This window comes from Sphingomonas bacterium (genome assembly GCF_903644055.1).
GTDB lineage: Bacteria > Pseudomonadota > Alphaproteobacteria > Sphingomonadales > Sphingomonadaceae > Sphingomonas_I.
This window is the reverse complement of record NZ_CAHJXD010000282.1, coordinates 1-10,960: the sequence shown is the minus strand read 5'-3', so window position 1 is coordinate 10,960 and position 10,960 is coordinate 1. Positions and strand designations below refer to the sequence as shown.

Below are 10,960 nucleotides of genomic sequence, written 5' to 3'. Positions count from 1 at the left end.
TACGAGCCCTCGATACGCTCCTGCGGAGCTACTCGGTCTCACCTCAGCATGAGCGGGTAAGGCTGAAGTCATCCGACCCTAAGCCGACGTCAGTAACGGAAGCCGACCCGCAGGCCATAGGTGCGCGGCGCCTCATAATTGCCGTCATAGGTGTAGTTGCTGACTGTCACGCGGTTAACGACCGCCACGTTCTCGATATTCTCGACAAACGCCTGGACCGTGAAACGGCCGCCAGCGGGGGCGTAGGTCAGGCGCAGGTCAGTCTTGGTATATGACTTCTGCATGAAGTTCGGCGTGCTCGTCGAGAGCAGGAAGCCCGCGTTGAAATAGCTCTGCACCTCTCCGGTCAGCTTGCCGGCGTTGACGAGGTCGATCGTGTAGGCGGCACCGCCTTGGACGGTCCAATCGGGCTGGTTCTGAACCTTGACCTTCTTGTTATAGCCTACGGTATTGAAGGTGGTTGTGCCCGGCACTGCGACGAAAAGCTCGGGATTGCTCACGACGTTCGGCAAGATGCCACCGGTGAGGCCGATCTGTATGTTCGGGCAAGAAGCCGAGGTACCGATCGTGCACAAGCTGTTGCTCGACGCCCCGCTCACCACCACGGGATTGTCCCGCGCATGGAGATAATTGACCGCGAGATTGAGCGTCAATTCACGCACGGGCTTCGCTATCATCTCAAACTCAGCGCCGTACGTGTCGTTCGATTGGCCGTTCTGCGAATAGGTACTCACGCTGCCGGCCAGGAGCGGGTTCGGATAGCTGACCGAGATCTGCAAATTCTTGTACTTGTTATAGAATGTCGCGACGTTGAACTGCAGCCGGCGATCGAAAAACTGGTTCTTGGACCCGATTTCGTAAGCCGTGACATTCTCGGTGTCGACCGGGTTCAACGTGTTCGCGCCAGGACGTGGCGAATAGCTGAAGCCGCCGGCGTGACGGCCGGTATTGTAGCTTGCATAGACCATATGTTGGTCGTCAAACTTGTAATCGGCGGCGAGACGATACGTCCAGAACTTGAACTTCGTGTCACCGCACCGGGTCGTCAGCGCCGTTGCCTTGTTGGTTGCGGTAGATGAGGGATCGGCGGCCGTAAAGCCATCGCATGTCCGGTTGAAGTCGAGCGACGGCGTGACCCCATATCCAGGGGAGAAAGCGAAGGTTCCGCCCGTGGCGGCGGCGAGCTGGAGCGCAGAGAAGAACGTCCGGTGATCCTCCGTGTAGCGCAAGCCGCCGGTGATCGTCAGTTTTCGGGCGAAGGTATAGGAAGCCTGCGCGTAGGCGGCCTTCGACACCGTCTCCAGATAGGTCAGCGGGTTGACGCTGTCGCTGCGTGCCGCCGTCACCAGCGCACTGTTGACATTGCCCGCCAGCGGCGCGCCATAGTTGACCAGCGACGAATAGGTGTAATTGTTGAAATAGATCGGGTAGCCACCCGTAGCGATCGCATTCGCGGTGCTGTAAGCGCGGTTCTCGAGGCCGAAATAGGCGTCGGGCACCTTGTCCTTCATATAGAATAGGCCAGCCGTATATTGCAGCGGGCTATCGGCCTTATGCGACTGGATCTGAAATTCCTGGGTGAAGGCTTTGTCCTCGGTCAGGAAGTAGCCGATGCCTTTGTTGGCCGACGTACCGTCCGCATCGCGCGTGCGGAAGGCGCTGAAATCGGTGTAGCTGGTGATCGAGCGCAGCCGCACGACATCGGCGATATCGTAATTGATATTGGCCGAGAATTGCTTGGATTTCAGCTTCTGCACGCTCTCGTAATCGGTACGCAGCGTATATTTGCCGGGGATGGGAATGCCGACGTCGGCCCCGTTGATGTCGGGAATGCCGTCACGGTAAAATACCGAATAGGGAATGAGCGTCGACGACTGATAGTCTAACCCCACATAACCGCCGGGCAGCGTGACCGGGGAAGCATTGGGCAGGTTCAGCGTGCCGCCGGGCGCAATCTGATATTGGGGACTGTAGAGCGCACCGATCGCTTTCGATCCGAACGCGCCGTTGCCGTGATCGTCCTCTTTCCAATAGCTGCCATGCAGCAGGATTTCGAGATTGCCGTCGAGCGCCTGCGGCGCAAAGCGCAGGCTGCTGCGTATATAGAATAGATGGCGGTCGTCCGCCTCGGCCTTCGGATTGAAGATATTTTTGATATAGCCGTCGCGATCCTCGAACGCGCCGGCGAATCGGACGGCCAGATCTTTCGAGACAGGAATGTTGATGAAACCCTGGATCAGCTTGCGGTCATAATTGCCGTATGTCGCATCCAATCCGGCTTCGAAATTTCCACGCGGCTTGGCGGTCGTGATCGCGATGTTGCCGCCGAAGGAATTGCGCCCGAACAAGGTGCCCTGCGGCCCCTTCTGAACTTCGATCTGCTCCAGATCGACAAACGGGACGCTGAGTTGCGAGGTACGCGACTGATAGATTTCATCGATATAGAAGCCGATGCGCGGATCGTTATTGCCCTGGATCGCGGCGGTGAAGGTGCCACGCAGTGCCGGGCGGGGATCGGAGCCCGAGCGGCCGATGCGCAGGCCCGGGGCGATCTGCTGCAGGCGATCAATGTTGACCACGTCCTTATCACGCAGAACATCGCCGCTTAGCGCCGTCACCGAGAGCGGAACCGATTGCAGCGATTCCGAGCGGCGCTGCGCCGTAACCACGATCTGATCGATCACGCCGCTTGCGGCTTCGTCGCTGGCAGGGACGCCCTGTGATTGGGCGCCTGCCGCCGTGCCGCCGATCAATCCGATCGCTGCCACCGAGGCCAACAGAAAGCACCGTCCCGCGCGCGTCTTATTGTCTATCGCAGTCATCCCAATTTCCCCTCTTGGAAAGCTTGCTATGGCGTAACGCAGGGTGCCTGTTCTTGCAATCGCAGTCATCGTGATTTTTTCACAAAAAAGACACGAGCCGGACAAATGTTACGTGAGTGCAATGGGTGGCTGGCCGCAGCGGGCGGCACCGTCAGGCGATGCGGGCCGACGTGCCGGGGATGAACTTGCCGGGAAAGGTGCGGACCTCAGACGCGGTTTCGGGCGCCTCAATCCGTTCCATCAGCATCGCGACAGCCGCGCGGCACATCCGCTCTACCGGCTGCTGGATGGTCGTCACCTGGTAGCCGATCCAGGATGCGGCCCCTGCCCCGTCGAAGCCGACGATCGAGAGATCGTCGGGCACCTTCAGTCCCATTTCTAGCCGCGCGGCATCTATGGCGCCGATCGCCATCAGATCATTCGCGCATACGACCGCATCCAGCTTGCCCCCGGACGCCTCCATCAGCTGGTGCAGCCCGCGCGTGCCCGAACCATAATCGAAGGTGCCCTCGGCAACCAACGGCGGCCCGAACCCGGCTTCGTTGATGAGCAACTTTGCCGTCTCGACCCGTTGGCGCCCGGTATAGCTGTCGTTCGGCCCCGTGATGATGCCGAAATGCCGGTGGCCGGCAGAAAGTAAGGCATCGAGCAGCACGCGCTCACCCGCGACGGAATCGCAGAACACACTCGATACCACCTCACCCTCGCCCGAGCGGTTGTATAGCACTATCGGAACATGATGATCGTCGAACGCGCGAATTTGCGCGGCGGTCAGATGCGCGGCGACGATCGCGCCATCGACCCAGTAACGCCAGACCTGCTGCAATGCCGCCTCGACATCGCCCTCGGTTTTGAGGTCGAACAGCAGCACGCGCATGTCCTGCGCGGAGAGCGTCTGCGTCAGTTGCGCCAGCACCTCGGGATAATAAAGCCGCGCCTGGGTCGAGATCAGCACGGCGACCATGTTCGATCGCTTGGTAATCAGCCCCGATGCGATCGCATTGGGGCGGTAGCCGAGCTCCCGCGCCGCTTCCATGATCTTGATCTTGGTAGCCGGGGCGATACTCGCGCCCTGGCGAAAGCAGCGCGAAACCGCCGATTGCGAAACGCCCGCCCGCTTGGCGACATCATAGGACGTCGCCCGAAAGCGCGCAGCAGGAAGGTCTGCGCGCGGTGCAGGCTTTTCTAGCGTGGACATCCTGGCATTCTAGTTGACGGCGACATGGACGCAAGCAGCCTGTCTACAACGGCATTGACTGCGGATGCAGGATTCAGCACGGGCCGGGCTGGAGGGGTGCCATGGACATAATGACCGACGTCGCGCCGGGGCTACATGAGCGATTGATCCGCTATGCGGCGCTCCGGCCCTGCCTGAACGCCTTCGTCGACAGCCGCACGCCCGGTTCGGACCAGAAAGAGAACTTCTGCATCATCGGCCCCGGCGTGTCCGAAAATCCCTCCCAGCATGTTCATATGGCCGAGCCGCACGGCTTCAACATCGGCGGCGCCCGCCAGACCCCAGGCTGCATGAACTCGCAGCACAGCCACGAGACTGCCGAGATATTCGTCGTGCACAGCGGAAACTGGCGATTCGATTTCGGCGAGAATGGGGGTGACGCGCAGGTGTTCGTGGCGCCGGGCGACGTCATTTCACTGCCGATGCATGCTTTTCGTGGCTTCACGAACGTCGGCGGCGATTCCGGCTTCCTGTGGAGCTTGCTCGGTGGCGACGATCCAGGGCGCGTCCTGTGGGCGCCCCAAGTGTTCGATCTGGCCACGCATCACGGGCTTATCCTGCTGAAAACAGGTCAATTGGTCGATACGATCGCCGGCGAGATCGCCCCGGCCGGAATTCCGCCGATGCCCCGGACGACATCCTGCGATATCGCCCGGCTGCGCCGTATCGCGCCGTCCGAGGCCGAAGCGATGGTGTTTCGCGGCGCTGTGGATCGATCGGCAGGAGAATTACCCGTAATCGGACCCGCCGCCCTGCTTCACGCGGACGAGGTTCGGCTGGTGCGGCTCCGTCTCACGAGCAATCTCGATCGCCTCGATCGGCCCGGCACGCCCGAAGTGCTGTTCGTTCATGAAGGCCTGGTAACCGTGGCGCGAGGGGACGATGAGCTGACGCTCCGCCCCGGTGATACGCTGAGCGTGCCCGCTGGCCCCGCCTATCGGCTCACGGCTGCCTCGGCGACGTTGTTCGCCGCGTCACGCGCTTGAACATGGCGCGCTGAAGCCGCTTATAGCCCTGTGATCGCGCGCATCTGCGCCGCGCCGGCACGCATGAAGCTATGATCCGACCCGAGCAGGAAGAGGCTGGCGCCGCGATCGCGCCAGGCGGATGTATCGCCGGGGCGGCCAAGGAACATCCCCACCGGTAGACCCCGCGCAACACAGATATCGACGATTCGCTCGACAGCGGCAATGATCCGGGGATCGTCCTGCGACGAGCAGCCGAGGGAGACGGTGAGATCGGCGCGGCCGATGAAGAGAGCGTCCAGCCCCTCCACCGCCGCGATCTCCTCGACCGACTCCAGTGCGTCGGCATCCTCGATCTGCGCGACGACGACGGTTTCGGCGGCACTCCGCGCCAGATGTTCCTCCATCGTGGCAAGGCCATAGCCGGCGGCGCGGGTGGAGGCGGCATAGCCACGGCCGCCGGGGCCATAATGGGCCGAGGCGACCAGCGCGCGCGCATCGGCAGCGGAGCGGATATGCGGGGCAATGATCCCGGTGGCGCCGGCATCCAGCGCCGCGAGGACGCTTTCGGGCGATCCGCTGGCCGGACGGACGAGCGTCGCGAGATTCCCGGCCCGCGCCGCCATCACGCACAAATCGAGCGTGGTGCGATCGAGCGGCGCATGTTCGGCATCGAGGCACAGCAGATCCAGCCCCGCTGTCGCCAGCACCTCCACCACATGCGGATGCGGTGTCTTGAGGAACGTCCCGAGGAGCGGTTCGCGCGCCGCCAGCCTTTGCTTCAACATGCGATCCTGCCCCCTTCGAACCCGTTACCGGCGGGTCTGCCTCCACCCGCTTTCCCGGCCGGCCGTAAAACAGCCTCGTCGATCCAGGCACATAGCGCGGCGCCGAGGCGTTCCGGTTGTTCGAGCGGCAGCATGTGCCCGGCCCCCTCGATCACCCTAAGCGTTGCGTTGCGGGCATCCTGCGCCATCGCCCTGTGGATCACCGGCGAGCACAGTTGATCATCCGCGCCGCACACCAACAGCATCTGGCCATCGAAACTTGCGACGACCGCCCGGCAATCAGCGCGCAACCGCAGCGCCTCGCTTTGCCGAAGGAAGACATCGGGACCCAATCCGTCCGCCATCTCCCGCACCAGACTTCTCAGATGCGCGGCGGGGGGCGTGTCATGTGCGAAACAGCCATGGATCACCCGTTCCAAAACGTCTGAAAGCTGGCCGTTACGGACCTGGGCCTGATCATCAAGGCGGATAGCCGCGCGCGCCGGCAGATCGGCGGCAGGGTTGACGTCGATCAGCGCGATCGCCGTGATCCGCTCGGGTGCCTGGCGCGCCATCTCCAGCGCGACATTGCCCCCCATGGAAAAGCCAATCGGCACCAGCAGACCGGTTGCGGCGGACAAAGCGCGCGCCGCCATTCCGGCAATGATACCGTCGCGCGTGAGATCGGCCTCGACGACACGGACACCGCAGACTCGCCGGATCATGTCGCCTGCACCTTGCCAGATGCGGCCGTCGCACAGGCTGCCCGGTAGCAGAACGAAAGTGGGTAAAGGGGAAGGCGAAGGCGACGGCACACCGCTCTGTAACGCCGATGACTGCGGCTGCAAATGTTTAGTCTAAATAACGGCGAGCTGATCGGCAGATATGCTCGAAAGCTGCCTTCAAAACCGCTAACCCGCTCGATGAAAGGCCTATCTCGGGGTGCGAGACGTTCTTGCATCCGTGGTCAGTTCGTGCAAGCCTGACTCGTGGCGTGGTTGCCACGCGGATGGATGACCCATGGCTTCTGCGCTCGATCATGGTGCCGCGACGACGATCCGGCATAGCGTGGCGGTTTTGGCTTTGCTGGTTCTCGCAAGCTGCGCCCAGCCCACGTCAGCCCCGGATGCGTCATCCTACGACGTCAACACCCCCTTTAAGGAGTTCATGGGGCATGTCGTCCAGCCGGCTGCCGCGCGATTCTGGGCAGGTTCGGGCACGGTGTATGACGCGACGGGGCTCCACGATCGTACGCCGACGACACCCGAAGGCTGGGAAGCGGTGGAAGGCGGCGGGTTAGAGCTCGTCGAGATCGGCAATGTGCTTAAGTTGCCCGCGCGGGTACGCTCGCCCCAGGCCGATTGGATCGGCCATGCCGACATGATTATCGCGCTTGCCCGGGAAGCCGCGCAGGCTGCCGAGCATCACGACAAGGCGGCGATGCTGTCCGTCGGGAGCCGGCTGGATGCGGCGTGCGAGGCGTGTCACATCGAATTCATGACCCCCGAGCAGCGGGGTGATGTTGCGCCGGCCAAAACCGCTGGGCATTGACGGTTGGCGAATGCCACGGAAAACGGTGCTGAGTGGCAAGCTAGCACTTGATCCGAAGCCACAGATATGCTTGTTTGACTGCGTATGCAACGAGCGGTTCGAATTTCGATTCTAATAATCGGCGCCGGCCTTGCGCTACGCGCGGCCGATGCTGCGGCGCCAACGCAGGCCAAGATCGCCAAGATGTGGAGCGGCGGCACATGGGTGCCCGATCGCTTCCGCATGGGCTCGTGGATGTCGGGGTTCAAGACGGTCGAGGAATATACCAATCCTGATTTCGTCCCCCCGAATCCCGTGCCGCTCAAGCCCGAGCCGATGAAGGTCTACAAGAATATCCGTTCGGAAATGCGCAAGGGGCGCCAGATTTTTGGCCCTTACGCCGAATGCCATCCCGCCGGCCTGCCCTATCGCTTCAGCATCGGCTATTTTACGGTGGTGTCGACACCAGCCGAGATCGATTTCCTCTATGCCGACTTGAACTACCGCCGCATCTACATGGACGGTCGTCCCGCGCCCGATCCGGCCAAGACCCCGCCCAGCTATTACGGCCACTCGCTGGGTCATTGGGAAGGGCGGACGCTAGTCGTGGAGACAAGCAACATTCGCGGCAAGAACACCCAGATCGAACCGCACATTCCCAAGGCCGAGGGATCGCGCATCGTCGAACGCTACAAGCCTGAAGGGCCGAACGTCATGGCGGTCCACTTCACAATGACAAACCCGGATTTTACCAAGCCTTGGAGCGTCGACTTCAAGATCCTGCGCGATCCCAAACGGGTGCTAGTCGAAGACATTTGCAGCGACGGCAATCGGTACATCCTGGAAGAAGGTGGCGAACTGACCATGCACAGCGCCGAGGGCAAGCCGCTGGAACGGGCGGAAGACTGATCGACACGGGCGACTTATCGGGGAGCTACAATGGCTAAATTCAAGCAGCGGATTAGCGGAACGATCACTGGCCTCGCGACCATCGGAATCCTCGCCATGCCCGCGCTGGCTCACCATTCGTTCGCGATGTTCAACAAGGCGGAGACGCGCGTGCTCAAAGGCCGCGTGCAGACCTATCAGCGCGTCAACCCGCACGGTTATCTCGATGTCGCGGTAGAAACGAAATCCGGGCGAACGCAGGTCTGGTCGATCGAACTGCAATCGACGCTGCAGATGGATCAGCAGGGCGTGGGGCCGCAGACGTTCAAGCCCGGCGACCCCGTCACGCTCACCATCAATCCGCTGCGCAACGGCACGACCGGCGGGGCCTTCGTCTCGGCCGTGCTGGCAAATGGCAAGACCGTGGGCGTCAAGCCGGAATAACCGGCTTGGCCCCGCGCCGCTGCGACCATAACCGGCTGGGGCGCTACTTCATGGAGCTTTTGATGACAGCTTTCGTATCCCGCGCCGCCTTTCATATACACGTGCTTGGACTTGCAGGGCTGGCCTGCGCTTTGATCGGCACGCCGGCGCTCAGCGCAGTATCGGCAGTGGATGCGGCGATCGCCGATCCGGCGCGTCCGGCGGCCGAGCGCGCGCTGGACGGGGATCGCAAGCCGCAAGAGGTGCTACGCTTCTATGGCGTAAAGGCGGGTGACAAGGTCATCGAACGCTTCCCCGGCGGAACCTATTACACGCGGCTTCTGTCGAAAATCGTCGGGCCGCGCGGCAAAGTCTACGTCGCGCTCTTCAAGCGTGCGGACGGGTCGATCCTGGACATAGACAAAGCGAAATCGGTCGAAGGACCGACCGTCGTGCTTGTACCAAACGACAATGCAACGCCCACGGCGCCAGAGCCGGTCGACGTCGTCATCTCGCAGCAGAATTATCATGACCTGCATGTCGGCAGCCAGGCCAGTACAGCTGCCACCGCAGTCAACCGCAGCGTGTTTGAAGTGCTGCGACCCGGCGGCACCTATGTCGTGATCGACCATGATGCCCGGCCTGGGCTCGGCGCCAGCGATGCACCGAAAACCCACCGGATAGAAATGTCGACGGCGCGCAGCGAGGTCGAGGCGGCCGGCTTCCGCTTCGTTGGCTCATCCGAGGCGTTGCGTAATCCGGCCGACCCGCGCACGGCGACCGTTTCCGATCCTTCGGTCGCGGGCCATACCGATCGCTTCATGCTGAAGTTCCGCAAGCCTTGATGGGCCGCACGCTGTCCGCCTGCACGCCGCATTGAGCGATTCGGGGCCCGCAGCCCGTTTGGGCAGGGTGCCACGGGTACGCGCCGAGGATCTTTCGCCGACCCGTCGCACCGCGGCATTCGCCACGCTGATGATCTTCGAATTCTTCTACGGCTGGTGCTGGAATACGGTCGATATCCTACGGCCGCAGATCCGCGATGCGCTGGGCCTCACCCTCACTCAGGCCGGATCGGCCTATACAGCGCAGGGCCTAGGCGCGATGACCGGCGCGATCGTGCTGGGGCAGCTTGCCGATCGCTTCGGGCGCACGCGCATGATCTATGTCGTGGTGATCGGCTATGGCGGGCTCGCGGCGGCCGGCCTGTTGGTGGCTTCCTATCCTGCGCTGATGGTGCAGCGGGCCGCTCTCGGGTTCTTCTTAGGCGGCAATTTTCCGATCATCGTCGGCAGCTATCTCGGGCTGTTTCCGCCACATCTCCGCGGCAAGCTGACGAGCGTGAGCAACGGCTGCCACAATTTCGCGATCGTGGCGCTCGGCGCGTCGCTCTCGGCAACCTGGCTGCCCGCCGATTGGCGCTTCCTGCTGTTGGCAGGTGCTGTCCCGCCGCTGCTGCTTTCGCCGCTGCTCGCAATCGTACCCGATGACCGGCGCATTGCGGTGTGGGGCGCGGACGGTGCACAGACGGGCGCGTTAAGGAATTTGCCGATCGCCGATCTGTTCGCCCCTGGTCTGATCGGGATTACCGTGCGGCTGTTCCTCGTCATCGGGCTCAATTTCTTCGCCTATCAGGCCTTCGCCGGTTGGGTGACGACCTATCTCAGGGATGTGCGCGGCTTTTCGGTGGCGGAGGTCGGGAGCATCGTCGCCTGGCAATTCGCCGGCGCGACGCTCGGCAGCTTCTTCTGGGGATGGGTAGCGGACCGGTTCGGGCGCCGCGCCGCCGCTTACGGCTTCTTCGGCGGGACGCTGGTCGTAATCCTCTATCTCGGCGCAGTGCGCAGCCCCGATATGCTGCGCCTGGCCGGCTTTATCTGGGGATTCATGATCGCCTGCTCGGTTGCATGGGGGCCGTGGATGGCAGAGCTGTTTCCGGTGCACCTGCGATCGACCGCGATGTCGATCTTCAACTGGGGCCGGCTGATCTCGATGACCGCTCCGCTGATAACTGGCGCGGTCGCGGCTAGGTTTGGGCTGACGTGGGCGATGGCGCTATCGGCCGCCTGCTTCCTGATTGCAGGGAAGGTTTGGCTGTCGCTACCCGAAACGCTCATACGGAAGGCGCCATGAAATTGGCTCTTCCGAGAAGAGCGCGCTGAAGATGCTTGAACCGCCCCGGGTTTGCCGGAGGTCGTGGGTTATAATGGCCGGCTTGCGCCGGCCTCATGTCGTTGATTTTATGGGATTGGTTGGTTGCGGGGACAGGATTTGAACCTGTGACCTTCAGGTTATGAGCCTGACGAGCTACCGGGCTGCTCCACCCCG

10 protein-coding genes are annotated in these 10,960 nt (G+C 62.5%); 6 read left to right on the top strand and 4 right to left on the bottom strand.

Annotated features, from left to right (window positions below; genetic code table 11):
- Positions 1–89: 89 nt before the first annotated feature.
- Together HUU94_RS12125 and HUU94_RS12120 are read right to left on the bottom strand one after the other, a co-directional pair.
- A complete protein-coding gene (locus HUU94_RS12125; RefSeq protein WP_174275327.1) occupies positions 90–2,822 on the bottom strand; it encodes a TonB-dependent receptor in 2,733 nt (910 codons plus the stop codon).
- A 151-nt stretch (positions 2,823–2,973) separates the two neighbouring features.
- Positions 2,974–4,020, bottom strand: a complete 1,047-nt coding sequence (locus tag HUU94_RS12120) for a LacI family DNA-binding transcriptional regulator (protein WP_174275326.1) — start codon at positions 4,018–4,020, stop codon at positions 2,974–2,976.
- A 101-nt stretch (positions 4,021–4,121) separates the two neighbouring features.
- Between HUU94_RS12120 and HUU94_RS12115 the strand changes: the two genes are divergently transcribed.
- Positions 4,122–5,045 carry a cupin domain-containing protein gene (locus tag HUU94_RS12115; RefSeq protein WP_174275325.1) on the top strand — a complete coding sequence of 308 codons (924 nt, stop codon included), beginning with the start codon at positions 4,122–4,124 and terminating at the stop codon, positions 5,043–5,045.
- Positions 5,046–5,065: 20 nt separating this feature from the next.
- Here HUU94_RS12115 and HUU94_RS12110 read toward each other — a convergent pair whose 3' ends face one another.
- Both HUU94_RS12110 and HUU94_RS12105 read right to left on the bottom strand, forming a co-directional pair.
- Entirely contained in the window at positions 5,066–5,812 is a 747-nt protein-coding gene (locus HUU94_RS12110; protein WP_174275324.1) for an HpcH/HpaI aldolase family protein, read from the bottom strand.
- A complete protein-coding gene (locus HUU94_RS12105) occupies positions 5,806–6,606 on the bottom strand; it encodes an alpha/beta fold hydrolase (RefSeq protein ID WP_174275323.1) in 801 nt (266 codons plus the stop codon). Before HUU94_RS12105 ends, HUU94_RS12110 begins: the two co-directional genes overlap by 7 nt.
- Positions 6,607–6,811: 205 nt before the next feature.
- Here HUU94_RS12105 and HUU94_RS12100 point away from each other — a divergent pair, with 205 nt between their 5' ends.
- The 5 genes from HUU94_RS12100 (at position 6,812) to HUU94_RS12080 (ending at position 10,765) form a co-directional block, all read left to right on the top strand.
- Complete coding sequence (locus HUU94_RS12100; RefSeq protein WP_174275322.1) at positions 6,812–7,342, top strand: hypothetical protein; 531 nt, start codon at positions 6,812–6,814, stop codon at positions 7,340–7,342.
- Positions 7,343–7,525: 183 nt separating this feature from the next.
- The gene (locus tag HUU94_RS12095) at positions 7,526–8,230 is read left to right on the top strand and encodes a hypothetical protein (RefSeq protein ID WP_174275321.1); all 705 of its coding nucleotides are present in this window, start codon (positions 7,526–7,528) and stop codon (positions 8,228–8,230) included.
- Between the two features lie 30 nt (positions 8,231–8,260).
- Positions 8,261–8,653 carry a DUF6152 family protein gene (locus HUU94_RS12090; RefSeq protein WP_174275320.1) on the top strand — a complete coding sequence of 131 codons (393 nt, stop codon included), beginning with the start codon at positions 8,261–8,263 and terminating at the stop codon, positions 8,651–8,653.
- A gap of 50 nt (positions 8,654–8,703) precedes the next feature.
- Complete coding sequence (locus HUU94_RS12085; RefSeq protein ID WP_174275319.1) at positions 8,704–9,477, top strand: class I SAM-dependent methyltransferase; 774 nt, start codon at positions 8,704–8,706, stop codon at positions 9,475–9,477.
- A gap of 67 nt (positions 9,478–9,544) precedes the next feature.
- Complete coding sequence (locus HUU94_RS12080) at positions 9,545–10,765, top strand: MFS transporter (protein WP_174275318.1); 1,221 nt, start codon at positions 9,545–9,547, stop codon at positions 10,763–10,765.
- The last annotated feature ends 195 nt before the right edge of the window (positions 10,766–10,960 follow it).